Genomic DNA, 25832 nt, shown 5'->3' with positions numbered 1-25832 from the left:
CGTGCGCCGCCGCCTGCTCGTCGTCCTGGTGCCGCTCGCGGTGCTGCTCGTCGCGGCGCTCGGGGTGCCGCACAGCGTCACCCTGGCCGAGCGGGAGATGCAGGAGACGTACGTGGACCGGCTGGGCGACGTCGGCAGGTTCGCCTCGCTGGCCGAGACCGCGCTGTCCACCGGCCGCACCGAGGCGCTCCAGCAGGAGCTGACCCGCTACCACGACCTCTACGGCATCCCCGCCGCGGTGATCGACACGTCCGGCACGGTGCTGCTCGGACCGGCCGCCGCCTACCAGGAGGCGGCCCGCGCCGAGCCCGCGCTGCCCAGGATCGTCACCGCCGCGCTCGCCGGAACCCGTTCCGAGCCGTCGGGCGAATGGGTGCCGTGGGACGCCTCCGCGCTCGTGGTCGCCGAGCCCGTCGGCCGGGACAGCGAGGTCGTCGGCGCCGTCGTGACCATCTCCGACCTGTCGAAGACCCGCTCCCGCGTCCTGCTGCAGTGGGCTCAGCTCGCCGCGCTCGGGCTGCTGCCGCTCATCGCGCTGGTCGCCGTCGCCTGGCCGGTGTCGGCGTGGGTGCTGCGCCCGGTGCGCGAGCTGGACGCGGCCAGCTCCCGCATCTCGCAGGGCGACCTGACGATCCGGGCGGACGCCGAGGCGGGCCCTGTCGAGCTGCGGCGGCTCGCCGGGTCGTTCAACACGATGATGGACGCGGTGGAGAACGCCGTACAGCGGCAGCGGGCCTTCGTCTCCGACGCCTCGCACCAGTTGCGCAACCCGCTGACCAGCCTCCGGCTCGCCGTGGAGACGCTGGAGCCGCACCTCGCAGGGGGCGGGCGGCAGGTGTACGAGGTGGCCGTGGACGAGGTGAAGGCCATGCAGCGGCTGCTGAACTCGCTGCAGGCCAGCGCGCGGATGGAGAGCATCAGGACGACCTCGCCGGTGGATCTGGACGCGGTGCTGGCCACCCGGGTGGATCGGTGGCGGGCGCTGACCGCGACGGCCGGGCAGACGCTGGCCGTGCAGGTGCCGCCCGGGTTGCGGGTGCTGGAGCCCACGGGCGGGCTGGGGAGCATCCTGGACGAGCTGGTCAGCAACGCCTTGCGGCTGTCGGAGGCGCGGGTGGTGGAGGTGAGCGCCCGCGTCGCGGCCGGCTCCGGAGTCACCGCCGATTCCCGCGTCGGCGCCGATGGTGTGGTGGTGATCGCCGTCCGGGACGACGGGCAGGGGCTGGACGAGGCCGAGCGGGCGCAGGCGTTGCGCCGGTTCTGGCGCTCGCCACGCCACCAGAACGTGCCGGGCACCGGGCTCGGCCTGGCGATCTGCGCCGACCTGGTCGGGGCGGCCGGGGGCGAGCTGCGGCTGGAGGAGGGCCTGCCGCGCCCGGACGGTTCCGGCCACGGGTTCGCCGCCGTGGTCGCGCTGCCGGTCGCCCCCCAGGAGCCGGGGGATTAGCGCTTGCGCGTACGGAACCAGGCCGCCGCGCCGGGATGCAGCGGGATCGACGAGGTGGCGATGCCCGTCCGCACGTTGATCTGCCACGCCTCGGGCACGGCGTCGGGCACGGCCGCGGTGTCGTCGCGGCTGCCCGAAGTGATCGTGCCGGTATGCGTGAAGATCGTGTCGGTGATGGCGTACACCAGGTCGTCGGGCAGGTCGTTGCGGGCGAGCAGCACGTTCGGCACCGCGACCGTGCGGGTGGCCGGGACCCCGGCGTAGGCCGTCGCGGGGATCATGGCGGGGGCGTAGGGGCCGGGGAAGGCCGTGAAGAGCGCGTCCGCCTGCTCGTCCAGCGGGATCAGCCGGACGGGATGCCGCTGCGCCAGGTCGGTGATGGCCGGGGTCGGGACGCCGGTCAGGGAGAACATCGCGTCGATCGCGCCGTCACGCAGGGCCGCCGCCGACTCCGCCTGGCTGAGGTAGCGGATCGTGGCCCTGATCCGGCCCAGCTCCAGAATGCGCAGCGAAGTGAACTCGGTGCCCGAGTCATGGGCGCCGAGGGAGACGCGCCTGCCCCTCAGGTCGCGGAAGCCGTCGATCGCCGAACCGGCCATGACCACGAGATGCAGGTGGCTGTCGTACAGGCGGCAGACCGCCGACAGGCCGTCCGGCGCGCGGCCGTCCGTCGTGATCAGCGCGTCCAGGCTGGTCAGCCCGAGATGCACCTCGCCCGCCCGCAACATCCTGATGTTGTCGGTGGACGCGCCGCTCGGGACGGTGGTCACCGTCGCGCCCGGCACCTGCTGGGTGATGTGCTCGGCCAGCGAGCCGCCGATGCGCCGGTACACCGCGCCCGCCGGCCCGGTGGCCAGCCGTAACCGGACCGGGTCGATCTCGGGCCGCCGTGAGCAGCCGGCGAGCAACCCGCCCGCGGCCAGGATCAGCGCCCGGCGGCTGAGGTGGGGCACGGCCATGCCGAGATGATACGGACCTCAGGGGCCTTCGACGATGCTCCACAACATGCTGTGGAAACGGGCGTGCTCGTCGGCGGGGATGGCGGCCAGGCGTGCGCTGATGGCCGCGTCGCGGGCGACGGCGACCTGGTTCTTCACCTCGACGCCCTTCGGGGTGGCCGCCGGGATGCGGACGCGGCGGTCGCGTTCTGAGACGTTGCGGACGATCAGCCCGTCCCGCTCCAGGCGGTCGATGATGGCCACCAGCGTCGTCTTGTCGATGTCCAGCTCGCGGGCGATCTCCAACTGGGTGCGCTGTGAGCCGTCGCTGACCAGGGCGAGAACGAGCCAGTCACGCAGGTCGGCGAGGCCGGCCGCGCGGGACACCTCGTTGAAGGCCCCCTTGAGCGCCTCGGCGGCGCGGTGGGCCAGCCAGGTCAGGTCCTCTTCAGGCATGAGACCAATACTATCCCGCCTCATATCGTCTTGCTTCGGATCATCTCAGTTCGTATGGTTGGGCCAATGCAGATGACACTCGAAGCCCGCATCCGTCGCCTCGAAGACCGCGTCCAGATCGTCGAACAGGTCACCAGGTACGCGACCAGCGTCGACCGCCGCGACTGGGAGTCGTTCGCGGCCTGCTTCACCGACCCCGTGTTCGTCGACTACTCGGAGCTGGGCAGCCGGAAAGGCAGTTTCCCCAGGCAGGAGATCGTCCGAGGGGTCCGCGAGGCGCTCGACGGCTTCACCGCCACCCAGCACCTCAGCCCCAACCACGTCGTCGAGTTCGACGACGACGACCCCGACCGGGCGGTCTGCCACTCGTACATGTACGCGCAGCACCTCCTCGAAGGCGCCGAGGGCGGCGACTTCTACCTGCTGCGCGGCTCGTACACCAACCACCTGCTGCGCACGCCGGACGGCTGGCGCATCGAGCGGCTCGTCCAGCACGTCGCCTGGTCCGACGGCAACACCGGCGCGGTCGCGCAGGCCGCCGCCCGGAACCGGGCGGCGGCAGCGGGAGCCTAGGCCGCGCGACCGGCTTTGAACGAGGCGGCCGTCTCGGCCACGCGACGCCCCTGGTGGCGGGCCGCTTGCAGGATCACGTCACTGGGCGGCCCGTCACCGGCCACGTGGGAGGTGCCGTACGGGTTGCCCGACTGGAACTGGACGGGGTCGGTGTAACCGGGCGGCACGATGATGCCGCCCCAGTGGTAGAACGTGTTGGCCAGCGCCAGGATGGTCGACTCCTGCCCGCCGTGCGCGGTGTTGGAGGCGGTGAACGCCGAGTACACCTTGTCCGCCAGCTTGCCCTGGAACCACAGCGGGCCGGCGCTCTCCATGAACACCCGCAGCGGGCTCGCCGGGTTCCCGAAGCGGGTGGGCGTGCCGAACAGCACCGCGTCGGCCCACGACAGGTCGTCGAGACCGGCCTCGGGCACGTCGGCGGTGTCCCGTACGTGCTGGGCCCACTCCGGCCTGGAGCCGACCACCTCCGGCGGGGCAGGCTCGGCGACCTTGCGCAGCCGCACGTCCGCGCCGGCCTTCTCCGCGCCCTCGGCGGCGGCCCGCGCCAGCGCGTGCACGGTGCCCGTGGCACTGTAGTAAATGATCGCGACGTTGACGGGTTCCATGGTCAGGTCCCTTCTCGGGTTCGGTTCGCCGGTACGACGAGACGGCCGCGCACAATGTGAGGCGGCGGCCTCACAGTGCGGGCCGCTGTCTCGTCGGATGGGGTGAGGCCGCGACGAACGAAGGAGTCAGCGACAGATGGGCAACCGACCCGACCCGGGACTGAGCGCGATCATGAGCGAGCGGCGGCATCTGCTCAACCTCGCCTACCGGCTGCTCGGCTCGCTGGCCGACGCCGAGGACGTGGTGCAGGAGACGTACGCCCGCTGGTACGCCATGTCCAGGCCGGAGCAGGACGCCATCGACTCGCCCGCCGCCTGGCTGACGAAGGTCGCCGGCCGCGTCTGCCTCGACCTGCTGCGCTCGGCCCGCGTCCGGCGTGAGCGCTACGTGGGCGAGTGGATCCCCGAGCCGCTGCCCGAGCGCCCGCAGCCGGCGACCGACGACCCGGCCGACCGGGTCACCCTCGACGAGTCGGTCAACATGGCCTTCCTCGTGGTGCTGGAGTCGATGACGCCGGCCGAGCGGGTGGCGTTCATCCTGCACGACGTGTTCCGCTACCCGTTCGCCGAGGTGGCCGAGATCGTCGGCCGCACCCCCGCGGCCTGCCGCCAGCTCGCCACCTCGGCCCGCCGCCGCATCCGCGACTCCCGTGTTCCCCCGGCGCCCGCCGCCCAGCAGGCCGGCGTGGTCAGGGCCTTCAAGCGGGCGTGGGAGGGCAAGGACATCGACGCCCTGATCGCCATCCTCGACCCCGAGGCCACCGCGACCGGCGACGGCGGCGGCCTGGTCACGGCCGTGCTGCGCCCCGTCACGGGCGCCGAGCCGATCGCGCGCTTCTTCGCCGACCGCATGGACGCCCGGTCCGGCATGCGGCTGGTGGAGCGCACCGTCAACGGCCAGCCGGGGCTGGTCGCCGAGCTGGACGGCGTCGCCGTGTCGGTGCTCGCGTTCGACATCGCCGGCGGGCGGATCAAGCACGTCTGGGCGGTGCTCAACCCGGAGAAGCTGCGCCCGTGGACTACGAGGTGACGGCGCGCACCATGAAGACGTCCACCGGGTCCTCGGCCTCGACGGTGAACCCGTGCCGCTCGTACAGGCGGCGGGCCGCGCTGCCCTGCAGCACGTTCAGCCTGACCACGGCCCCCTCACGGTCGCAGCGCTCCAGCAGCCTGCCCAGCACGGCGGTTCCGATGCCCCTGCCGTGCAGCCGCGGGTCCAGGAAGAAGTGCTCCAGCCAGTACACGCCCTCGGCCGGGCGCAGCGCGACGCAGCCGGCGAAGTCGTCGCCCACCTCGATCGTCCAGGCGTGGGCGGGCTCGAAGGAGTCCCGCAAGCGCTGCCGAACGCGGTGCTCGTCGTAGCGGCCGAGCCGTTCCAGGTCGGGCCGCATCACCACGGCGCGCAGCTCCGCCACCTTCTCGACGTCCGCCCACGAAGCAGGACGAAGCTCCCAATCTCCCACGATCGCGATGTTATCTGGACTTAAGAACGGAACAGGAAGTAACTCACGTGGTCCGCGTGCAGGGACTGGTGGAACTGCGCGGCCTTGGCCTGGGCCGTCTTGTCCGCGGTGACGGCCGTGAAGACGACGAACTTTCCCGTCGCGCTCGACCTGGTCCTGCCGTAGGCGTACTCGCTGAGCAGCTTGTCCCTGCGCCACTGCACGGCCCGGGAGGAGTCCGCCGTGTCCTTGGCGGCCTGCTCGCTGGGAAAGACCATGATGACCTGCACCGCCTTCAGGTGCCCGCTGTAGGCCGAGTAGGCGAGTTGAACGGCCTGGTCGCAGCCCTTCCCGGCGAGCACGCCCTGCCGGTCGACCGGGGCGCAGGAGTCGTAGGTCCAGCCGCTCACCCTCTTGGCCTTGAACGCGACGCTGCCCATGCGGAAGTTCCAGTCGCCGAACTCGCCGTCGGTGAGCTGCGCGTCCTTCTTCTTGCCGGGGGTGGGCTTCGCGACCGCGACCGTGACCGGCGGCGGGGTCACCGCGGTGTCCGGGTTCAGGTACCTGTGGACGCTGAGGGCCAGGCCGCCCGGCAGGAGGACCGCCAGGAGCACGACCAGGACGGCGACCACACCGGGGTAATCCCGGGGGCCGGGCTGCCGAGGGTTTCCCATGCCTCGATTGTGCTGTAGTACGTCACCTTCTGCCCCATGTGCCCCGACCATGGATGTTGTCCGGCTGGCGATGAACACGTTTTAATGACGATGAGTTTGACAGGCCGCCGCCTTAGGGATGGAACGCCAGATGCATGACGAACCGGCACCGGCGCCTTCCCTCGCCGCGCGCGCATGGATGCTCTTACGACAGATCGGGACGCTCTTCCACCGGCGCCTGGTAGTGATCGTCGTCGTGGTGGCCGTCCTGATCTCCACCATCGTGCTCGTCAACTACACGCAGGGCTGGTGGCCCTGGGGCGGTTGCGAGACGCGCAGCGCTGACGTCGTCGAGATCGACGACGAGTGCGTCGGCCTGATGGACCCCGCCGACGGCACGATGGTGCTGGGCAAGGAGTACCAGCCGATCCTGGAGGCCATCGCGGCCGAGAACCGCCAGGTCGCACAGGGCAAGGACCACAGCGCGATCGCGCTCATGGCCCCGATGGGCGCAGGGCCGCGCGGCCTGGTCGGCGAGCGGGCACTGCACCAGCTCGAAGGGGCGTTCATCGGGCAGTACCGCGCCAACCGCTCCGAGACCTTCCCCAAGATCCGGCTGCTGCTGGCCAACACCGGGCACGACGGCTCCAAGTGGCAGACGACCGTGCAGGCGGTGCGGCGCAACGCCGCGACGGGCGCGACGGGCAGCCCCGGCCAGATCGTCGCCGTCACCGGGATGGGCCCCAGCCAGCAGGAGAGCATCGACGCGGCACGCGCCCTGGCCAAGGACCCGGGCATCCCGATGGTCGCCGACTTCATCACCGCGGCCGGGTTCAACACCACCGGCGAGATCGACGACGCCGGGCCCATCCCCGGCCTCACCCGCACGGCCGTCAGCACGTCAGGCCAGCTCGCCGCCATCTCCGAGGAGTTCAAGAAGAAGAAGGTGACCGGCGCCGCGGCCCTGATGTGGGCGGACGTGACCCCGCAGGGCACCAAGGACCTGTACGCCCGCTCGCTCAAGGACGCGTTCCTCGACCCGAAGCTCGGGCTCAAGCCGTACGTCGACAAGTCCGGGCTGAGCTTCCCCTTCGACCCGCGCGGCGGCCCCTCACTGCTGCGGACGATCAGCGACACGATCTGCGGCACCAAGACCGACATGATCTTCTACGCGGGCCGTCAGGCGTTCATGCCCACGTTCCTCAAGCTGCTGCGCAGCCGGCCCTGCCGGTCCACCCCCATCACCGTGGTCACCGGCGACGACGCCCAGGACCAGGATCCGAACGACCCGTCGCTGCACGACCCCGAAGCGCCGATCAAGGTGCTGTTCGTGCCGCTCGCCGACCCCAACAGGCTCGACAACGAGGCCAACCCGCACCGCCAGCTCTACCGCGACTTCCGCGACGAGTTCGTGGCGCCGCACCACGGGGTGAAGTTCCCTGCGGCTCACCTGGGCAGCGGGCTGGCGATCCTGTCGTACGACGCTGTGACCGCCGCCGCCACCGCCGTGCAGAAGGCCGCGATCGGCGTGGACCCGTCCCAGCTCAGCCTGCCCTCGGCGGCGGCGGTGCGCGGGCAGCTCTACCTGTTCACCGGCACCAACGTCATCCGCGGCGCCAGCGGCGCGTTCACCCTCGACTCCAAGACCGGCGAACGGGTGAACGTCACCGTCCCCGCACCCGTCACCATCCCGTGACGCGCACCCGTCCCATGACGCGCGCCCCTCCCAAGACGTGCGCCCGTCCCATGACGCGCGCCATCCCGCGACGCACGCCATTTCAGGACGCACGCCATCTCGTGACGTGCGCCATCTCGTGACGTGCGCCATCTCGTGACGTGCGCCATCTCGTGACGTGCGCCATCTCGTGACGTGCGCCATCTCGTGACGTGCGCCATCTCGTGACGTGCGCCATCTCATGACGTGCGCCCTCCGCGACCGCGTTCATCCCGTGATCGCGACGATCACCGCCAGCACCACCACCGCGGCGAGGACGAGCAGCAGCCACCAGCGGGCGGCGGACATCCCGCCGAGCCGCACCCGCTCCACCTCCCCCGCCTCCGTGAGGCGCAGCACCACAGGGCCGATCCTGAACCGCTCGCCAGGCCGCAGGGTGGCGTAGAGCACGGGCCTGCCGTCGATGAACGTCCCCAGCCCGCCGCTGTGGTCGTGCAGCCGGTAACCCGTGCTCACCTTCCGGACGGTGGCGTGCGCAGGGGCGATCCCCGCGCCGCTGATCACGATGTCGGACGCGGGCCCGCTGCCCAGCGTGGTGGTCTCCTTCAGCGTTCCGAGGGTGGCCGGCAGGATCACCGTGCGCGGCACCGTCGCCTGCGAGTTCGCCGACTGGTAGCCCACGAGGCGGCTCAGCAGGTCCATGCTGGTGGGCCGGCGCGCCGGGTCCTTGTCGAGACAGCCGGCGATGAGCGACCGCAGCGGCTCAGCGATCACCCGCACGTCGGGCGTCTCGTTCAGCACGCGGTTGATGATGAACGCCACGTTGCTCCCCGCGAACAGCGCCTTGCCCGTCGCCGCGAAGTACACGGTGGCCGCCCACGCGTGCACGTCCACGGGCGGCCCCACGTCGGCTTCCGCCCCCGCCACCTGCTCCGGCGCGAGGTAGGCGGGGGTGCCGACGGGCGTGGTCACCGCGGTGGTCGCCTCCAGGGCCCGCGCGATGCCGAAGTCCACCACGCGCGGCCCGTCAGGCCCGATGATCACGTTGGCGGGCTTGAGGTCGCGGTGCACGACCCCCGCGCCGTGGATCGCCGCCAGTGCGGTGGCCGTGTAGGTGGCCAGGCGTTCGAGCGCGGCCCCCGACAGCGGCCCGTGCGTCTCGACCAGCTCCTGCAGTGACGGGCCCTCCACGTACTCGCTGACGATGTACGGCTGGTGGCCGTCGGTGGCCGCCTCGATGATCATCGCCGTGTACGCCCTGGGCACCCGCGACGCGATGGCCACCTCGTCCGCGAACCTCCTGCGCGCCCTCGGATCGGCCGCCCCCTGCGCGTGAATGACCTTGATCGCGACCCGGCCCGCCTCGCCCCGCGCCAGGTAGACCGTGCCCTGTCCGCCGACGCCGAGGCGGCCGAGCACCTCGTAGGGCCCGATCCGCCGTGGCTCGCCGGTGTTCATTCAGACTCCCCACGTGACCAGGGCGACGACGGCGATCGCCGCCAGGACGACGAGCAGCACCACGACCCCGCCGTGCCGGACGCGCGAGCCGTCCCCCACCGCGGACCTGCCCCGCCGCCACGCCACGCGCAGGTCGGAGTCGGTCTCGACGTAGATGCGCTCAGGAGTGACGAGCCAGCGCCACGACTCGCCCGCCGCCCGCCAGCGCTCGACGTCCACCGACTCCGGGGCGCCGTCCACGCACTGGCTGATCAGCCGGCGGTGCCGCGCCGGCAGGACCCTGGCCAGCGCGACCTCGTCCAGCGACCACGTCTCCGCGCTCTCCTGGAGGCACCGCACGACGGCCCAGGCGAGCTTGTAGTAGTCCGACTCCAGGGTGAACGCCCCCTCACGGGGGAGCTTCCACTGCTCGGGATCGACCTCGGGCAGGGCGCCTCGACCGCCGACCCGGAGGCAGGAGTCGCAGTCCAGCAGGTAGACCGCGGGCGCCGGATCGACGGTGAAGACCGCGTTGCGCAACTGCAGGTCGCCCACCACGTACCCCTGCTCGTGCAGCCACTGCACCGTCGCGAGCAGCCTGCCGAGCACGGCCAGCTTGTACGGCGGCTCGTAGTAGCGGGTGCCGTAGTGGTCGCGCAGCGCGTTCACCCGCTCGGGCGAGCGGGTCAGCTCGTCGAGATGCCGCGGCACCCGCCGGTCACGCAGCTCGATGAACATCCGCTCGGGAGCGGGCCTGATCAGGATGCCCGTGACCCTACCCGCTTCCCTGCCCGCTTCCCCGCCCGTGACCTCGCCCGCCTCCCCGCCCGTGACCTCGCCCGTGACCTCGCCCGCTTCCCCGCCCGTGACCTCGCCCGTGACCTCGCCCTGCCGGACCACCGACACCGGCCACGCGCACCGCCGGTCGAGCGTCGCCCGATCCTGCCGGGACAGCTCTCGCCGCCAGCGCACCATGGCGAGCAGCGCCTCCTCGTCCAGCCCCGCCAGCGTCTCCTCGTCGTACCGCTTGAACAGGAACCTGCCGGGAACCTCGCCCACCTCGCACAACACCAGGCTCCTGGCCTGGCCGCCGGGGCGCAGGTGGTAGCCGTCGGCGTCCGCGGGGAACGTCAGATCCGCTTCATCGACCACGTCTGGGGGGTTCATGCCGCTGCCGCCGCGCCCCCGTCACAGGACGGCCGTGTCGTGGCGGCCCGCCCACAACGCCAGAACGGTCCGGTCGTCGTCGTAGGTCGAAAGCTGGAAGTCCACGTCCCGCAGGAAGCTGCGCAGCTCGGGCGGCGAGCTCCACGCGGTGACCAGCCGCTGGGCGAGCACGCTGCCGCCGCCGCCCATGGCCGTTCCGAACCCGTCGCTGCACAGGACGAGCACATCACCCGGCCCCCAATCGATCTGCCGCTCACGCAGCTCACCGAGATCATCGGGCAGGGCGGACGTGACGTTTCCCGGACGCTGCCCCACCGGGGGAAAGATCTCCGTCCACATCCCGTCGTGCAGCCACAGGGCGGGCGAGTCGCCGATGGCCGCGCAGGCGGCGATCCCGCGCCTGCCGTCCGCGGGGACCACCCCGATCGTCAGCGTCGTGGCGGGCGGATCCGCCGCCGCCCTCGTGCCGTGCCTGCCGAAGCGCTGGCCGCCGAGCCTGGCGGTGGCGCGCATGACCTCGCCCGCGATCGTCGCGAACGCCGCGTGCCAGCCGAGGTCGGGCGTCAGCGACAGGTTCGTGGCCGCGCGCACCGCCACGGAGGCGGCGTGCTCGGCGTGCAGGGTGCTGCCCAGCCCGTCGGCCACCGCCGCGATCACCCATCGGCCGTCGGCGCTCAGCCGTACCGCGTAGGCGTCCTGCAGCGGCTCGCCGCGGTAGCCGTGGCGGCGGCCGCGCAGGCTCACGGCGCGTACCGTGGTCTGCGCGAGCATGCCGCCGTCGAGCGCGACGCCCGGGGCGCGCGAGTCCGCGCCGCCGGCGAGCAGCACGGGCAGCGGTTGCGGGAGGGGGCCGAGCGGCGTTCTGTCGTCGGTCGCCGGGCGGGGTGCTCTGCGGCCGAGCAACAACTGGCCCAGCAGGACGGCGCCGCCGCCGACCAGGCAGGACAGGATCCACCACGGCCAGCCCGACCCCGACCCGCTCTGCCGCGCACCCGGCGTCACGGTCACCGTCACCGTCGGCTCCGGTTCATCGCGGGCCTCGACCACCATGGGCCGCTTACGGACCTCGACCATCGGCTCCCGCTCATCATGGGCCTTCACCATCAGGTTCGGCTCATCGCGGGCGTTCACCATCAGGCCCGGCTCATCGCGGGCTTTTACCATCAGGTTCGGCTCATAACGGGCCTTCACCGTCAGGTCCGGCTCATCGCGGGACTCCACCGTCGGCTCCGGCGCTGGGCCAGAGCGCACCTCCACCGGCCCCAACCCGATGACCAGGAGCAACCCCGCCAGCGCCGCTTTGATCATCTCAGTTGCCGCATCCCGTCGGGCCCGCGCAGCACCGCCGTGTTCCTGTTGACGGAGGCGCTGATGCTGTCGGAGACGGCCTGCGCGATGCCGTGCAGCACCGTCGCCGCCCCCGTCGCGACCTCGCCCGCGAAGGCCAGCACCTCGCCCCTGAGCGTGGACGCCACCCGCCGCAGCGTCTCCTCCCGCACCGACCCGAACCCGAGCGCCACGATGTACGGCGCCGGCTGCAGGCTCGCCAGCCGATCGCGCGCCGGCCCCCACACCTCGACGTCCTGGAGGGTCTTGCCGACGTACGGCTCGCCGTCCGTGATGAAGAAGACGACCGGCGCCCGCACGTCGAACTGCTTGGACAGCTTCCTGTGGTCCTTCTGCAGGATCTTCACCAGCTCGCTGAAGACCACCAGGTAGTCCGTCTGCCTGCCGGGCCGCAGCGCCGGGACCCTGATCGCGTCGCACGGCCTGGTCAGCGGCAGCACCAGATCGACCCTGTCCGAGAAGGACACGACGGCGACGTGCGCCGCCTCGCTGACGCCAGGATCACCCGCCTCCAGCTCGAACAGTAACTCGCCCACGCAGTTGGACAGCACCTCGAACGGGGTGGGCCGACCGTCCTCGCGGGCGGTGTGCATCGAATGCGAGACGTCGCAGACGATGTAGAAGGGGAAGGCGCGCGGGCGCCCGTTGGCCGATCTCATCGGCTTTTCATCCTGATGGGGATTGCTGGTCTTGGCAAGGTTCGGGGGCATTCGCACATCCCTGCCCGATAAGCCCACCCCAGGTCGCCTCGCTCACCTCAGCCCAGCCGGGGCTCCTCGGAGTCCGGCCGGGGCTCCTCGGAGTCCGGCCGGGGCTCCTCGGCGTCCGACCGGGGCTCCTCGGCGTCCGACCGGGGCTCCTCGGCGTCCGACCGGGTTGGTACGGCGCCCGCCCACGTCTCTTCGGAGCACAGCACCCGCGCGGCCTCGTGCGGCTCGGCGTCGCGGACGAGGTAGCGCGTCCCCTCCATGCCGAGCACCGTCACGATGCCGGAGGCCAGCAGGCGGGAGCCGTGCGGGTCGCGCAGGTGCACGACCCTCGCCGTTAGCAGGTTGCCGTCGTGCGGCCTGCCGTCGGCCGTCTCCCACTCCCAGCGCCACATCCGGTACGTGCCGCCCGCGCGTTTACCCCGCAGATCGACCTCGTCGTCCGGGATCAGGAAGGTGGACGCGTAATCGGGGTTCAACGCGCCGGCGATCGGGCCCGCGTCGTGGCCGAAGAACCCCGTCCACTCCCTCAGTCGTAACGCCCCCGGACGCATGGTGGCCCACTGCCCGGCCGCCGTCACGGGGACGGGCACCTGGCGAGGCTCCCCCGCGTCCCTCGGCCTCAGGTGCACGGTCGGGTCGAAGGCGTCGCGGACCGGCCAGAACCGGAACAGCCACTGTGTGACGTCCGGGTCGCCGACGTGCGCGGTCACCCCGTACGCGAAGAAGGGCGGGCCGATCAGGAAGTCATGGCCCGTGTCGTCCGTCACGCCCAGCTGGATCACGCCGGTCTCGGCCGTGAACTCCTGCCGCCCGACAAGCCGCCAGCCGGGGCCGGGGTCTGGCGGCTCAGCGTCCGCAGCCTCGCGGCTGGAGTGCGGCAGCTCAGCGTCCCCGGCCTCGTGGCCTGAGTACGGCGGCTCGGCGTCCCCTGCCTCGCGGGCGGAGTGCGGCGGCTCGGCGTCCCAGGCCTCCAGGCGGATGGCGGCCGTGTAGTAGTCGGCCTCCGACTCCCGGTCGCGGAACTCCGGGCAGTCGGTGCCACCGTACAAGGCGAGCCCGCCCTGTACGTAGAGCTCTTCTTCGAGGTGGCGCAGCAGGCGGGCCAACGGGTTTCCTCCATGTCACCGGGGAGACCCAGCATGCCCTGCGGCACCGACATTCCCCCGCCCCCGATCCGGTCCGCGCTAGATGCCGCGGGTCTGGGACGTGCACCCCGGGTCGCTGGAGGCGCTCGTGTCGAACCGGGCGCCGAGCTTCACGTACACCTGGTGCGACTTCGGCCTCGTCACCGAGATGTTCCGCGTGCCCGTCTTGCCGCCCGTGTAGTTGATGACCTTGAACACCTGGTCCGTTGCGGCGTCCTGGATGAAGTGGTAGCGGACGGTGTTCTGGCCGCCGACGTTGCCTGCGATCTTCCAGGACACCTGGTTGAACACGTGGTTGGTGCCCGTCGTGAGGTAGTGGACCCGGACCTCGATGCTGTAGCTGCCGTTCGCGCAGCGCGTGACGAGGTACCCCTCGGCGGCGGCGGACGCCATCGCGGGCGTCGCCGTGACCGTCGCAGCCACGCCCATGGCCGCGACGACGGCCAGATTACGCAGGATCTTCATGATGTTCCCTCCCGTAGGTCTGCGATCACATTCTTGGAGGCAGCGGTATGCCGCAGGTATGTGCCGCTGACGGGTGCGGGCCGGATATCGATTTCTCAAGGAGGCGTCATGCGCACAGGCCTCGTGGTCGCGGCACTGCGCTGCGGTCGCTGCCCGCCGCCGCGTGCGGCTTCACCAGCCTGAACGCCCTCGAGCCCGGCCGCGCGTCATCTGCGGTGCCGGCACGGGCAACACCGCCCGCCGCACGCTCGGGTTGCCGCCGGGCACGACCACCGAGCTCGAAGCGTTCACCGCCGCGCTCCAGTCCCTGTACGCCGGGCGGGCCACCGAGTACCGCGAGGATGACCGCATCCGCGAGGGTGACCGCGTCCGCGACATCCGGCCCCTGCACTCCGGGCCGCACGTGAACACCACCCGACCCCATCGACTTCCTGGTGGCCACGACCGGCCCCAAGGCCGCCGCCGTCGCGGGTCGCCTCGGCACCGGGCTCATGTCGTTCGGCCCGCTCAGCCCGTCCGCCTGGCACGCCCTCCACCAGGCCCGTCCTCGATCAGGCCCGCCACCAAGCCGCCCCCGCGCCACGCAACGCCCTCGACCAAGCCACCCCCGCACCCCGGAACGCCCTCCACCAGGCCCGCCGCCGAGCCGCCCCGCACCCCGGAACACCCTCGACCAAGCCACCCCCGCACCTCGGAACGCCAACTCCTACCTCATGACCGCCCTGCACGTGCTCGCCAACGGCGAGGACCGTTACGGCGCCGCCACCCGTGGCGCGACCGGCCACATAGTCATGTCACTACTCACCTTCGCCGCCGATGCCCCGCCTTCGCCGCACAAATCGGCGCTGAAGAACGCGACGCGGGACGAACTCCTCGCCCGCCTCACCGTCCTGGAGCAAGCCGGAATCGACGAGATCATCGTCCATCCGGTGGTCGATCCTCCAGCGGAGATGGCCGCGCTCACGAAGCTGACTCTCAGGACGCCAGCCGATCACCTCCCCCGATGAGCCGGACGAGATCAGCCCCCCACGCGTACTCGACCACAGGCAGCTTGAACCCAGCCGGGAACCGTTCCACGAACTCCCTGGTGGGCTGACCGCCGAGACGCCGGTAGAACCCGATCGCGGCGGCATTGTCACGCAACACCTCCAGGTAAACCGTCCTCCCAGGATGCCGCTCGGCGGCCCAGCCGAAAGCGTGGCAAACCAGCCGCCTCCCGATGCCCGCCTGCTTACGCTCCGGCTGGACGTGCAGGTTGTCGAGCAGGACCCGCCCGTCGCCCTCCACGCCGAGATACGCGAACCCCACCACGGCACCGCCCTCGACGGCGACGAACGCGCAGCGGCCGTGACCCGCGTCCCCGGTCTCGGCGGCCAGCCGGGCGCTCCACATGGCCTTGCGCTCGTCGAGCAGGGAGGCGTTCAGGTAACTGGCGGGCATGATCTCGGCGTAGGCGGTCAGCCAGCTACGGGTGTGCAGCTCGGCGATCTGCTCGGCGTCATCCTTGGTGCCGGGTCTGATGTGCATGGCGTAGAGATTCGCATATGCGCTGTTCGCGCCCTTGATCAGGTCGACAATCGGGACATGAGATTACCGACGGCCGCCTGCGTCGCGCTGACCGTGCTGCTCACGTCCTGCGGGTTCGGCACGGAGCAGCGCGTCCTGCGTTCCTTGACCGAGATGGAGCGGTTCGCCCGGACGATCGGCCCGGAGGACGACCTGCCGGGCCGGTCGTGGAAGATCGGGGAGGCCGAGTTCCAGTCCGTCCATCGCGCGGGCGACCGCGTCTATTTCCAGGTGGGTGAGAACGGCCCCAGCGTGGACCCCTACGGTTACGTCTGGAGCCCTGAACGCGCGCCGATCGACGACTCAGAGCCGGCGGTCACCTCGGCCTTCGAACACGTCCAGGGCCCCTGGTACCGCTGGAGCGACAGCTACTGATCGCGCGAGGCGGCTCCTGTCACGTAGCGAGGCCGTCCTCCGTCGTACCCGGTGGAACCAACCACCACGGACGACAAGGAACCACCCATGACGAACACGGCCCTGCTCCGCGACCTGCACAAGCCCGGCACCCCGCTGATCCTCCCCAACGTCTGGGACGTCGCCTCCGCCACCATCGTGGCCGAGGCCGGTTACCCCGCCCTGGCGACGGCCAGCGCGTCCATCGCCGCCATGCTGGGGTACGACGACCACGAGGGCGCACCCGTCGACGAGATGCTGGACATCGCAGCCAAGATCATCCGTGCAGTGGACGTCCCGGTGACCGTGGACGCGGAAAGCGGCTACGGCCTCCCCCCGGAGGAGCTGGTCGAGCGGCTCACCACCATCAAAGCGGGCGGCTTCAACATCGAGGAGATCGACCACCGCACGGGCACCCTGCTCGACACGGACACCCAGGCCGCCCGCATCGCGGCGCTGCGGGCCGCGAGCCCCGACCTGGTGATCAACGCCAGGATCGACCTGTTCCTGACCGGTTCCCCGTCGGTGGAGGAGGTCGCCGAGCGGGGCCGCCGCTATCTGGAGGCGGGCGCCGACTGCGTGTTCCCCATCATGGCGCCCTCGGAGGAGGTGGTGGCCGGGCTGGTCAAGGCCATCCCCGGGCCGGTCAACGTCACCTGCCTGCCCGGCATGGACCTGGGCAGGCTGGCCGCGCTCGGCGTGGCGCGCGTCTCGTTCGGCCCGATGACCTACCTGACGGCGCTGGACGCGCTCAAGTCCATGGCCGGCCGGATCCGTTCCGGACAGGACCCCTACACCGGCTGAGGCGGTGTCAGCGGGCGCGTCAGGACGGCGACGGCCCGGTATCAGAGCGGTCGGCGAAGGTTGGGACATCGAAAGTTCGCAACCGCTTCGAAGGAGCACCGCCACCATGTCGATCACCCTCACCGACCAGCACAAGCTCACCCTCCGCACCGCCGCCTGGGGCGCCGTCTCGCTGATGTCCGCCGCCGGGGCCGCCGGCTCGGCTCACAAGGTCGCCACGCAGGGCTCCATCGCCCTGACCTCCGCCACCGGTCTGGTCGGGCACGTGCTGGCCAAGGCGCCCAAGGGCGTCAAGTACGGCAAGAGCACCGCCGACCTCGCCGACCAGGTGCTGCCGGCGCTGACCGCGTCCATGAGCCTGCTCAAGCAGCAGGACCCGGCCGAGGCCGGCAACTTCCGCCGGACCGTCCTGGTCGCCATCGAGGCCGGCGTCCAGCAGCAGAACAGCCCCACCCTGGCGGAGATGGCCCGCAAGATCACCGAGGCCCTCGACGCCGCCTGACCATCATGCCGACCTACGCCGCCTCAGCTCGTCACGGGCTTGTCCCGATGGCCCGTGACGAGCAAGGCCCAGGTCAGCAGAACAACGGCTTCCCCGCGTCCTTCGGAACCTCCGGCGCGGAGTCGACGACCTTCACCGACAGCACCGCCGTACTGCCACCGGGAATCTCCCTGACCCGTCCCCCTTCCTGCAGCCCGATCCAGCTCCGGTAGCCGAGGAACCGGTAGGTCGTCGGCTCGAAGATCAGCTCCCCGCGCTCCCAACCGCCAGGGCTCTCGAACTTGATCGACGCGCCCACCCCGCGCCGCCCGGCAGGGTCCGTGAGCTCCGGGACGACGGTCACCGTCGGCATCTTCGACATCGCGCCGAACACCGTCGCCCTGGTCGTGGCGGAGGTGAGCGGGTTCTGCGCCAGTCTCAGCAACGAGCTCCCGATGACCTTCTGCACCCGCATGTGGATCTCGTTCTGGCTGAGGTTCGTCTCTCCTCGCCTGCGCTGGTCCGCTTCGACGAACGTCTGCGCGTCGCGCTGGATCTGCGCCAGCAGCCGGTCAGGGTCGGCGGGAAGGCCGTCGGTCGGGATCGGCCTGCTCAGCGGGCTCTCACGGCACTGTCCCGCACGCTGGTACTCCACCGTTCCCGGAGCCTGCACGTGCTCGGGCTGCCCGCCGCTGATGACCTTGATCTGTCCGTACGTCGAGCGCGTCAGCGCCTTGTCCGCGTCCCCGCCCGGCATCCACACCTCGCGATGTACGTCCTGGTTGTACTCGCTCTGGGAGCCGGAGGCGAACGTGACGTCCTTCTGCTCGACGTAGACGAACTGCCCCGGACCCGGCCGTACCTCCTCCCGTGCGGCAGCCGAGGCGGCGTGCCGGAGCAACTCGGCGGCGCTGGCGGGAGACGTCCCGAACGGGACGGGGTCGTCGCCGGCGCGCACCAGCACCAGCCCCGCCGTCACCGCCGCCGCCAGCCCCACCGCCACGCCGGCCCGCACCGCCCACCGGCCGCCGCGAGATCGCCGTCGTGACCTGGTCCGCCCCCAGCCACCCTCTTCGGTCCGTGGCCTGGTCCGCCCCCAGCCACCGTCTTCGGTCCGTAGCCTGGTTCGCCGCCAGCCACCCTCTTCGTGGCGTGGCCCGCCTGTCCGCTGACCGGCCTCTTCGGCGAGCAGTGCCCGCGCGTGCGCCACCACCTCGGGCGTGGGCTCCGGCAGGCTGTCGTAGTGATCCCTGATCGCTTCGAGTTCGTTCGTCACAGCGCCTCCCCGGCGGGACCGATGACCTTGCGGAGCTTCCTGCGGGCGCGGTTGAGACGCGATCCCACCGTTCCCTGCGGTATGCCGAGAGCCTCGGCCACCTCCTCGTAGCTGAGCTGGGCACAGGCGACCAGCAGCAGGACGTCCCTGTCCCCGGCCGACAGCCGGGCCAGGCCCGCCGCCAGCCGCGGCTGCATGACCGCCGCCGAGACCCGCTGCACCACCCGTTCGTCGTGACTGGCGATCTCCGCCGTGCCGGCGCTCCTGGCCAGCGCCCGGTACCGGCGCGCTTCGGCGCGATGATGCTCGGCGACCAGGTTGGCGGCGATGCCGTACAACCAGGGGCGGGCACTGCGGCAGGTGAGGTCGAACCGGTCACGGCTGCGGAAGGCGCGCAGAAAGGTCTCCGCAGCGAGATCGTCCGCCGCCGACTCGCCCAGACGCAGGTGGACGAAGCGGTGGATGGCCGCGAAGTAGCGGTCGAAGACGGCGCCGAAGCGGTCGGGATCGCGCCGCGACGCCTCGATCACCTGCGCGTCGGTGTCCTCGCCGGGAGGCGCAGAATCTCTGGGGGGAGCTGTCATGCATGCCGGCCTTTCAGGCTTCTCCATCGGAACACCACTGGTTCGGCGATCCCCCGTTTTCTCTTCACGGTCCATGCGGGTGAACTTCTGCCCTCCTTGGGGCAGTGGTTCGTACGTCAGCCACGAGGAGGAGCCGATGGAGCCGATCGGGAAGACCGACTACGAGACCGAAGCTCGCAAGGCGCTGCAGAAGGGCGACGTGGCCACGGCACAGGTGTGGGCGACCTTGCATCAGACCGAGGTTCTCAGGCGAGGGTTGGAGAAGCTCGAAGAGGCCGTGCATGCCATCGCGTTGAAGCCGTGACTCATTGTCGCGAGCTGCGACGGGTGGGCGATATCTCGCCCACCCGACCGCGCCCTGAGCACCGTGTACGCATGGTCTGGATTCTTCCCGGCGGAAGATCCGGCGGCCCTTGACCCCGACCACCACCGTCGCAGTGCTTGTTCTTCGGCCAGAGAATCAGAACTCAGGCAGCTCGAAGAACGATCAGGCGTGAGCCTGCTACCCAGCTCTCGGCGACTCCTCCCTTCTGATCGGAGCCTGAGACCTTCTGATGAACGCCCTATGACACCGGCTCCATCAGGACGAACGAGAACCCCTGCTTCGTCCTGCGATTGATCGGGACATCGGTCCTGACTCTCCGGGCGATTTCGCCACGGCTGATCCCCAGCCCGTGCGCGATGAGCCATTCAGGCCGGACGGGCACGGGATCGTCGAAGGTGACCGCGATTCTGACGCATGAATCCTCCTCAGGAATCAGAGGCGCATGCAGTTCCCAGCGCCCCTCCCAGTCGAGCGCGAACCGGTTCCGGCGCGCGAACAGCGGGTCGAAAAGCGTCTCCTCGACCAGGGACGGCGAATCAGCCCAGTACCCGGCCAGCCGCCCGGCGGGCAGTGACCGGACCGGGACCCGGTCGTGAACGCTGAGCTTGCTGGTCCTGCCGCAGGAAGCGCAGTTGACCAGCAGCCAGATGCCGAGCAGTTTGCCGTTGCAGTTGACGCGGAACTTGCCGTCGCCGATGGTGGCGCGCTCGGAAGGGCAGTCCACGCACCGGATGGTGAGCAGGGGCATGCGGGTGCGCCGCACCACCCAGGGCAGCACGATATGAGGATGTGAAGACATGATCTCTCTTGAAGACCTGACGAAAGCACGGAAAACAGCGCCGGCGGCGTTGTCGTCGTTGCCGTCGGCGGTGACGGATGCGCTGAGAAAGTCAGGTCTAGAGAGCAGGCGGCGTCATGCGCGCGAAGTCCTCACGTAGGGGTCGGCGCCCAATCTAGGCAACCGCCGACCGCAAGATCCACCCGTTTTTGTCGTGGTGGGGTGGCTGTCGCATGTTCCGTATGGACCTGTTCAAGGCAGGGTTGATGGGGGACGTGCACGGAAACGCACGCATCAACAGCACTTTGTGATCACTCCGTGAGGAGCTCAAGATCTCGGGGGCGAAGATGTGTGATTGTCCACCGTCCGCGCATATCCGTAGTGCACCGTCCGACCCCCGGCGAGCCTCCAAGCCGATCGGCATCGTGGTCGCGTTCGCCGTGGCCGTGGGGGTCAGCGCCGGCCTCGGCTACTCCGCCGGCCAAGCCCTCCACCTGGACCGTCCGCCTACCGCTCACACCCAAACCGCCGCCGCCGCGCCTACGCCCGCCGCCCACGCGCGACCCGCCACCTCCCCACCCGCTCCTGCTGTTTCCCTGGTTCCTTCCATACCCGTGGCACAGGCGCCGCCCGTCACGGCTACGCGACCAGTTCCTCGGCCGAAGCGGTTCGTCGTCGCGCGGAAGAAGCACGTTCGGCAGGCCCCAGCCCGCAGACCTGCCGCGGCCGTCGAACAGCATCCTTACGCCGTACGTCCGCAACGGCATGAGATCGGCGGCCAGAGAGAACGAACCCGCAGGACCGACACCCCGACGCGTATCATCCGATGCCCCGGCGGACACCCCTGCCTCCGCCCCGTCCCTCGCTGGCTCCGGGGCTTCCCGCACTTCGAACGCGATTGAGCCCAAGCCCTTCGGCGCCCCGCAGAACCCGCACGCGCAAGATCGCGTCAAGACCTGAATGAGATCGATTCGCGTCCTGGCCGTCGAGGTCGGACGAGAACTTCGAGTCGTTCGCCGTACTGGGCCACGGTTTGTCGGATGCCGAGCTGCTCAGAGCAGCCAACGGAGTGGCCGACACGCAGCTTCTCACTGGCGCCCTCGTCAGGGCGAGCCCCGGGAGATCCGCGGCACCACCGGCCTGGCCGACACCGACCTGTGAACAGCGGCACGCTCCTGGGGCCGGCCGACGAGGTGGTGGACGCGTTCGTACGAAAACTCCGCCCGTCCACCCCGAAGCCGTCGGACGCGCCCGCGACCAAATCCTGGAGTACCCACCCGACCTGCTGTTCCCGCCCGTCGACGACGAGAACCGTCCGCTGCGTGTCGTCACGCACGGCGAGAACACCGAACCGGCTTGGAGTCACGCTCGTTCAAGCTGTCCGCCGAGCTGAAGAACGGCAAGGTCACCGACGCCGTACGGCGTATCGGCTGAGCAGCTTGATCACAGAGGAGGGTCAGGGGACCCGCCGGCGATGCCCACACCAATGTGTTGCACCCCCCACTCACGCGCGGAAGCCGAGCAAGAGGAAGTCGGGCACGGTCTGGGAACCTGCAGCCCTGCTGGGCGACGCGTGCTACGCCTCAGGCCACACGCCGCCCCCCGCAAGGCGGATCTCATGATCGCCTGCGTGGCGATCGCCAACCGGCTCCCTCTGTTCACCTGCAATCCCAAGGACTTCAAGGGCCTTGACCACCTGCTCACCGTCGTGCCGGTGACTCGTCCGCAGTACACCGGTGTGTGAACGCCAAACTTGCCGGCCCCTCCTGTGATGACGCGGTCGCCCAGCCCGGACAGCACCGCACAGACCCGGGAGTCCTCATGACGGATCAGGTCAGGCAGGCCCGCCCTCGCGTGCGTGCGCGTCGAGGAGGTGCGCAACCGCTTCGGTCACCTGCACGGCGAACGGGATATGCAGCCATTCGTCCGGCACGTGCGCGTTCGAGTCTGTCCCGAGAGCGCCCGTGACGACGAACTGCGCCCGCGGATACCGCCTGCCAAGCATCTCCATGAACGGGATCCCGCCGCCGATGCCCATGCTCTGGCACGGCTTCCCGAACACGTGCTCACCGACCTGCCGCAACGCCGAGGCCAACCAGGGGGCCGGCGTCGGCGCGTACCAGCCGTTCAGGACCATGAAGTCGCCGACCTCGACCTGCGCACCGTACGGCACGTCGGTCGTGAGGATCGTCTCCAGCGCGACCCGCGCCGCCTCGGCGTCGGCCGAGGGAGGCAGGCGGAAGCTCAGCCGGAAGGACGTCCAGGCCCGCAGCACGGCGCCCGCCACCGCGGGGTCCGGGAGCCCGCCTGCCCCGGTCACGGACAAGGTCGGCCGCCAGGTGTTGTTGAGGACGAGTTCGACGTAGTCGTCGGAGGCTCGCCTCATGCCCGGCAGCAGCGGGATCCGGGGTACGGCGACCTCCGGATGCGACGCGACCAGCTGCGCCGCCTCCGCGCGCCGTTCCTCCGGGATGGGCACCACCATCTCGGCCACCTTGACCTCGCCGGTCTCCGGATCCTCCACCCGGTCGAGCAGCTGACGCATGACACGGAACGAACTTGGCACGATGCCGCTGCCGAGCCCGGAGTGGACGCCCGTCTCAAGGACGCGCACCGTGACGGTTGCCTGCACCGCGCCGCGCAGGCTGGAGGTCAGCCATAGCCGCTCGTAGTCTCCGCCGCCCCCGTCCAGGCAGACCACCAGCGACACCTCGCCGAGCCGGTCGGCGAGATGTTCCAGGTACGCGGGCAGGTCCGGGCTGCCGGACTCCTCGCCGGTCTCCAGCAGCAGGACCGCCCGGGCGTGTTCGCCGCCTGCCCCGCGTACGGCCTCAAGCGCGGTCGTGGCGGCGTAGCCCGAGTACCCGTCATCGGCGGCACCACGGCCGTAGAGCCGGTCGTCGCGGATCACCGCTTGCCACGGGCCCAGGCCCTCCGACCAGTCACCGAGCGGTGGCTGCTTGTCGAGGTGCCCGTACAGCAGAACGGTCCCCGTCGCCGCCGCGCCCGGCGTCGCGGGCACGTCCACGAACAGAAGCGGGGCGCGGCCGTCGAGCCGCAGGACGTCGCATCGCGCGTCGGGCAGGCCCCGCGACGCCACCCAGCCCCGCACGTGCTCGACGGCGGCCAGCAGATGACCGTGCTCCTCCCAAGCGGCGTCGTAGGCGGACGACACGGCAGGAATCTCGATCAACCCGGAGAGGCTGGGCAGCACGTCCGTCGCCCAGGCCTCACTGATCGACTCGCGGAGTTTCTGATGGTCCATGCCGGTAATACTGGCGCAATTGCCGCGCCTCTCATGTACGGCGGGCATGACGGCCCAGCCAGAAGCTGCCGGCCCCGTATCGGCTGTCATAAACAGATCCCAGGAGTGTCATGGTCGTCGTTGTTGGAACCGGATGGTCCGGAATCAGCTGGGACGGCTGGACGAACCTCGGTTTGATCCGCGCCCAGCTCGACGCGGACGCCGATCCCAACACGGGCGTGTCCTTCCACGGACGGCCGCTGCATGCCGCCGCCACCCGAGGTGGTCGCTGGACAAGCCCGGCGTGTCGACGACGCTGAACACGGGGGCGTACCGCCCTCTGGGAAGCCGTCTTCAACAACCGTCCTGACAACGCCCGCAGCCTGGTCGCCGCCGGAGCGGACCCGCGGCAACCGATGACGAACGGCTGATCCCCCGCACGGCTCAGCCTGGCCAGTCCAACTCCTGACCTGTGCCGACTGATGACGACCACATAGAAGTAGGCATCGATGATCTGTTCTCGGGCTCCGATGCCAGCCTTAGCCTCACCGCCTACCTTTAATACCGCCAAGCGGTGGCGTACTGCTTCGCCGGTCCGGGCCTGCAGCCGACCGCCGCCCGATCAATCACAGACTGACTACGGGGAAGGGTCTTTGACATCGGACAAAGGCCGACGTCTGGCCCGGCCGTACCTACGCGGACCCCGTTGCCGCACCGGAGCAGCTTGCGAATCGTAGCCAGCCCATCGAAACGAGACGATGGCCACACCGACCAGGGTCGTGGCCACACCGGAGAAGAAGGCAAGGAACATCGTCAAGGACTCGACATCCGAATCACCAAGCCTGGCCGATTCTCCATCGACCCAGTTCATCGTGGCCCAGGCCTGCGTGGCGACGATCGCTCCGAACACGGTCGTGATCGTACCCAGAACGTAGCCAGGGGTATGCGTCCACGATCCCGTGGCGGCAAGGACGCAGCCCACCACCAACCCGACAGGCACGGTGAGGAACTGGCCGAGTACGAATGCCATCAGAGCTGCGAGCCGTGCGTACTCGAAGCCGTCGCCTTGTTGCAGCCACAACAGCGGCACTGCAATGACACCGCTGAGAAGGCCGATCGCCAGCAACCGGAGCATCGCCACGTACAGCATGATCGTGGATTCGCTCGTGCTGTGCTACCTCGGTTGCGTGTGCTCTCCCTCGCGAAGCGCCTGACACTTTCTGCTCGCGAACAGGTAGAGCAATGTCGCCGCATCTCGCTGCCGAACTTCTAGCCTGCTGATGTGAATCTTGCGCAGCGTGCCATCGGCGCGATCGTCGGCTCGGCCGTGGGCGACGCGCTGGGAGCTCCGTTCGAGTTCGGCCCAGCAGGCGCGTTCTCCTCGCGCTTCCCGGTACCGGGCGCGGGCGGCGAGATGGCCGGAGGCGGCGGCTGGGACGCCGGAGAGGCCACCGACGACACGCAAATGGCCGTCCACATAGCCGAATCACTGCTCGAACGCGGCGGCCTGGACCTGCCGGACGTCTTCGCCCGCTTCCAGCGCTGGGCGGCCGACGACCCCAAAGACATCGGTCTGCAAACCGAAGACGTACTGACCCGCGGCCTGCCCTGGAACCAGGCCGCCACCGCCCACTACCGCAGCAGCCTCCGAGCCGCGGGAAACGGCGCCCTGATGCGCGCCACCCCATCAGCGGTGTACTTCGCCCACGCCGGCCGCCAGGCCACCATGGACGCCGCCCGGCGCATCACCGCCCTCACCCACGGCGACCCGGCAGCCTGGGAAGGCACCGCGATCTTCCACGACCTGATCCGTATCGCCCTGAACGGCACAAACCCCTTGGATGAGCTTCCCCAGACCCTCGCCACCGTCCATCCCGACCACCGCCAGCGCTACGCCACCGTCCTCGACCCCGCATGGCATCCCAGCCAGGCCACCGAGTTCAACGGCGCTGTCTGGCCTTGCCTCGGCTCAGCCGTGTGGGCCCTGCGCACCACCCACAGCTACGAGAACGCCCTCCGCGCCGCGATCGACCTGGGCGGAGACACCGACACCGTCGCCGCAGTCACGGGCGGCCTGGCAGGAGCCGTGTACGGGCCGTTGGCCATTCCTGCCGACTGGACTGAGCTTCTGCACGTCCCACTACCGGGAAGCGGCGGCCGAACCCTGCGCCTGCCCGAACTTCACGCCCTCTCCCGTGACCTCGTAGAACCTCCGCATGCGGAGGGATGAAGGAACCAGCCGAGGCGGGTGCCAGAATCTTCCGCCGCCAACGCCCGTGCCACACCCTGGGGCTGCCGATGAGGATTCTCGTAGAAGGCAA

General features: G+C 70.4%; 27 protein-coding genes and 1 pseudogene. 11 read left to right on the top strand and 17 right to left on the bottom strand.

The annotated features are described in order from the left end of the window. The first annotated feature begins 1 nt into the window (after position 1). Positions 2 to 1447, top strand: a complete 1446-nt coding sequence (locus ABD331_RS19485; protein ID WP_344476655.1) for a sensor histidine kinase — start codon at positions 2 to 4, stop codon at positions 1445 to 1447. Here ABD331_RS19485 and ABD331_RS19480 read toward each other — a convergent pair. Further along, complete coding sequence (locus tag ABD331_RS19480) at positions 1444 to 2406, bottom strand: TAXI family TRAP transporter solute-binding subunit (RefSeq protein WP_344476654.1); 963 nt, start codon at positions 2404 to 2406, stop codon at positions 1444 to 1446. The genes ABD331_RS19485 and ABD331_RS19480 overlap by 4 nt on opposite strands. Positions 2407 to 2424: 18 nt before the next feature. Next, entirely contained in the window at positions 2425 to 2841 is a 417-nt protein-coding gene (locus tag ABD331_RS19475; RefSeq protein WP_344476652.1) for a MarR family winged helix-turn-helix transcriptional regulator, read from the bottom strand. A gap of 66 nt (positions 2842 to 2907) precedes the next feature. Between ABD331_RS19475 and ABD331_RS19470 the strand changes: the two genes are divergently transcribed. Then, positions 2908 to 3414: a nuclear transport factor 2 family protein gene (locus tag ABD331_RS19470; RefSeq protein WP_344476650.1), complete on the top strand. Its 507-nt coding sequence runs from the start codon at positions 2908 to 2910 to the stop codon at positions 3412 to 3414. Here the strand turns inward: ABD331_RS19470 and wrbA are convergent. Further along, a complete protein-coding gene (wrbA, locus tag ABD331_RS19465; RefSeq protein ID WP_344476648.1) occupies positions 3411 to 4019 on the bottom strand; it encodes an NAD(P)H:quinone oxidoreductase in 609 nt (202 codons plus the stop codon). The two genes, ABD331_RS19470 and wrbA, sit on opposite strands and share 4 nt — an antisense overlap. A gap of 136 nt (positions 4020 to 4155) precedes the next feature. On the opposite strand from wrbA, the gene sigJ reads away from it, so the two are divergent. After that, complete coding sequence (gene sigJ / locus ABD331_RS19460) at positions 4156 to 5049, top strand: RNA polymerase sigma factor SigJ (protein ID WP_344476646.1); 894 nt, start codon at positions 4156 to 4158, stop codon at positions 5047 to 5049. Here the strand turns inward: sigJ and ABD331_RS19455 are convergent. Both ABD331_RS19455 and ABD331_RS19450 read right to left on the bottom strand, forming a co-directional pair. Continuing rightward, entirely contained in the window at positions 5039 to 5482 is a 444-nt protein-coding gene (locus ABD331_RS19455) for a GNAT family N-acetyltransferase (protein ID WP_344476644.1), read from the bottom strand. The genes sigJ and ABD331_RS19455 overlap by 11 nt on opposite strands. A gap of 20 nt (positions 5483 to 5502) precedes the next feature. Continuing rightward, positions 5503 to 6135 carry a hypothetical protein gene (locus ABD331_RS19450; RefSeq protein WP_344476642.1) on the bottom strand — a complete coding sequence of 211 codons (633 nt, stop codon included), beginning with the start codon at positions 6133 to 6135 and terminating at the stop codon, positions 5503 to 5505. 178 nt (positions 6136 to 6313) lie between these two features. Between ABD331_RS19450 and ABD331_RS19445 the strand changes: the two genes are divergently transcribed. Further along, the gene (locus ABD331_RS19445) at positions 6314 to 7810 is read left to right on the top strand and encodes a type 1 periplasmic-binding domain-containing protein (protein ID WP_344476641.1); all 1497 of its coding nucleotides are present in this window, start codon (positions 6314 to 6316) and stop codon (positions 7808 to 7810) included. A 246-nt stretch (positions 7811 to 8056) separates the two neighbouring features. On the opposite strand, the gene ABD331_RS19440 is transcribed toward ABD331_RS19445, so the two are convergent. The 6 genes from ABD331_RS19440 to ABD331_RS19415 form a co-directional block, all read right to left on the bottom strand. Beyond that, positions 8057 to 9247 (bottom strand): FHA domain-containing serine/threonine-protein kinase, encoded by a 1191-nt coding sequence (locus tag ABD331_RS19440; protein ID WP_344476639.1) that lies wholly within the window; start codon positions 9245 to 9247, stop codon positions 8057 to 8059. Further along, positions 9248 to 10393, bottom strand: a complete 1146-nt coding sequence (locus ABD331_RS19435; RefSeq protein WP_344476637.1) for a hypothetical protein — start codon at positions 10391 to 10393, stop codon at positions 9248 to 9250. It abuts the gene before it with no gap. 21 nt (positions 10394 to 10414) lie between these two features. Further along, positions 10415 to 11614 (bottom strand): protein phosphatase 2C domain-containing protein, encoded by a 1200-nt coding sequence (locus ABD331_RS19430; protein WP_344476635.1) that lies wholly within the window; start codon positions 11612 to 11614, stop codon positions 10415 to 10417. A gap of 83 nt (positions 11615 to 11697) precedes the next feature. After that, positions 11698 to 12399 (bottom strand): vWA domain-containing protein, encoded by a 702-nt coding sequence (locus tag ABD331_RS19425; protein WP_187415050.1) that lies wholly within the window; start codon positions 12397 to 12399, stop codon positions 11698 to 11700. 98 nt (positions 12400 to 12497) lie between these two features. Then, entirely contained in the window at positions 12498 to 13556 is a 1059-nt protein-coding gene (locus ABD331_RS19420; RefSeq protein WP_344476632.1) for a hypothetical protein, read from the bottom strand. A gap of 78 nt (positions 13557 to 13634) precedes the next feature. After that, entirely contained in the window at positions 13635 to 14060 is a 426-nt protein-coding gene (locus ABD331_RS19415; RefSeq protein WP_344476630.1) for a hypothetical protein, read from the bottom strand. Between the two features lie 713 nt (positions 14061 to 14773). On the opposite strand from ABD331_RS19415, the gene ABD331_RS19410 reads away from it, so the two are divergent. Continuing rightward, entirely contained in the window at positions 14774 to 15067 is a 294-nt protein-coding gene (locus ABD331_RS19410; protein WP_344476628.1) for a hypothetical protein, read from the top strand. Here ABD331_RS19410 and ABD331_RS19405 read toward each other — a convergent pair. Then, positions 15036 to 15587 carry a GNAT family N-acetyltransferase gene (locus tag ABD331_RS19405; protein WP_344476626.1) on the bottom strand — a complete coding sequence of 184 codons (552 nt, stop codon included), beginning with the start codon at positions 15585 to 15587 and terminating at the stop codon, positions 15036 to 15038. The genes ABD331_RS19410 and ABD331_RS19405 overlap by 32 nt on opposite strands. Positions 15588 to 15644: 57 nt before the next feature. Between ABD331_RS19405 and ABD331_RS19400 the strand changes: the two genes are divergently transcribed. From ABD331_RS19400 to ABD331_RS19390, 3 genes are all read left to right on the top strand, one after another. Further along, positions 15645 to 16001: a hypothetical protein gene (locus ABD331_RS19400; protein ID WP_344476624.1), complete on the top strand. Its 357-nt coding sequence runs from the start codon at positions 15645 to 15647 to the stop codon at positions 15999 to 16001. A gap of 87 nt (positions 16002 to 16088) precedes the next feature. Continuing rightward, positions 16089 to 16823 (top strand): isocitrate lyase/PEP mutase family protein, encoded by a 735-nt coding sequence (locus ABD331_RS19395; RefSeq protein WP_344476622.1) that lies wholly within the window; start codon positions 16089 to 16091, stop codon positions 16821 to 16823. Between the two features lie 106 nt (positions 16824 to 16929). Beyond that, positions 16930 to 17325 carry a hypothetical protein gene (locus tag ABD331_RS19390; protein ID WP_344476620.1) on the top strand — a complete coding sequence of 132 codons (396 nt, stop codon included), beginning with the start codon at positions 16930 to 16932 and terminating at the stop codon, positions 17323 to 17325. 73 nt (positions 17326 to 17398) lie between these two features. Here the strand turns inward: ABD331_RS19390 and ABD331_RS19385 are convergent, their stop codons facing one another. Together ABD331_RS19385 and ABD331_RS19380 are read right to left on the bottom strand one after the other, a co-directional pair. After that, on the bottom strand, positions 17399 to 18580 hold the full coding sequence (locus tag ABD331_RS19385) for a CU044_5270 family protein (protein ID WP_344476618.1): 1182 nt from the start codon (positions 18578 to 18580) through the stop codon (positions 17399 to 17401). Then, positions 18577 to 19164 carry an RNA polymerase sigma factor gene (locus ABD331_RS19380; protein ID WP_344476616.1) on the bottom strand — a complete coding sequence of 196 codons (588 nt, stop codon included), beginning with the start codon at positions 19162 to 19164 and terminating at the stop codon, positions 18577 to 18579. The genes ABD331_RS19385 and ABD331_RS19380 overlap by 4 nt, the downstream gene beginning before the upstream one ends. A gap of 136 nt (positions 19165 to 19300) precedes the next feature. On the opposite strand from ABD331_RS19380, the gene ABD331_RS19375 reads away from it, so the two are divergent. Next, a complete protein-coding gene (locus ABD331_RS19375; protein WP_344476614.1) occupies positions 19301 to 19468 on the top strand; it encodes a hypothetical protein in 168 nt (55 codons plus the stop codon). 259 nt (positions 19469 to 19727) lie between these two features. Here the strand turns inward: ABD331_RS19375 and ABD331_RS19370 are convergent, their stop codons facing one another. Beyond that, positions 19728 to 20267 carry a DUF1062 domain-containing protein gene (locus ABD331_RS19370; protein ID WP_344476612.1) on the bottom strand — a complete coding sequence of 180 codons (540 nt, stop codon included), beginning with the start codon at positions 20265 to 20267 and terminating at the stop codon, positions 19728 to 19730. Positions 20268 to 22101: 1834 nt separating this feature from the next. Then, positions 22102 to 23532: a M20/M25/M40 family metallo-hydrolase gene (locus tag ABD331_RS19365; RefSeq protein WP_344476610.1), complete on the bottom strand. Its 1431-nt coding sequence runs from the start codon at positions 23530 to 23532 to the stop codon at positions 22102 to 22104. A gap of 344 nt (positions 23533 to 23876) precedes the next feature. Here ABD331_RS19365 and ABD331_RS60970 point away from each other — a divergent pair. Then, positions 23877 to 23942, top strand: a pseudogene (locus tag ABD331_RS60970) (hypothetical protein); the annotation flags it as partial. Positions 23943 to 24148: 206 nt separating this feature from the next. Here the strand turns inward: ABD331_RS60970 and ABD331_RS19360 are convergent. Then, positions 24149 to 24652: a hypothetical protein gene (locus tag ABD331_RS19360; protein ID WP_344476608.1), complete on the bottom strand. Its 504-nt coding sequence runs from the start codon at positions 24650 to 24652 to the stop codon at positions 24149 to 24151. Between the two features lie 141 nt (positions 24653 to 24793). On the opposite strand from ABD331_RS19360, the gene ABD331_RS19355 reads away from it, so the two are divergent. Then, positions 24794 to 25741: an ADP-ribosylglycohydrolase family protein gene (locus tag ABD331_RS19355; RefSeq protein WP_344476606.1), complete on the top strand. Its 948-nt coding sequence runs from the start codon at positions 24794 to 24796 to the stop codon at positions 25739 to 25741. The last annotated feature ends 91 nt before the right edge of the window (positions 25742 to 25832 follow it).

It is taken from the genome of Nonomuraea monospora, assembly GCF_039531895.1.
Classification (GTDB): Bacteria; Actinomycetota; Actinomycetes; order Streptosporangiales; family Streptosporangiaceae; genus Nonomuraea; species Nonomuraea monospora.
This window is presented reverse-complemented; position numbering and strand designations above follow the sequence as displayed.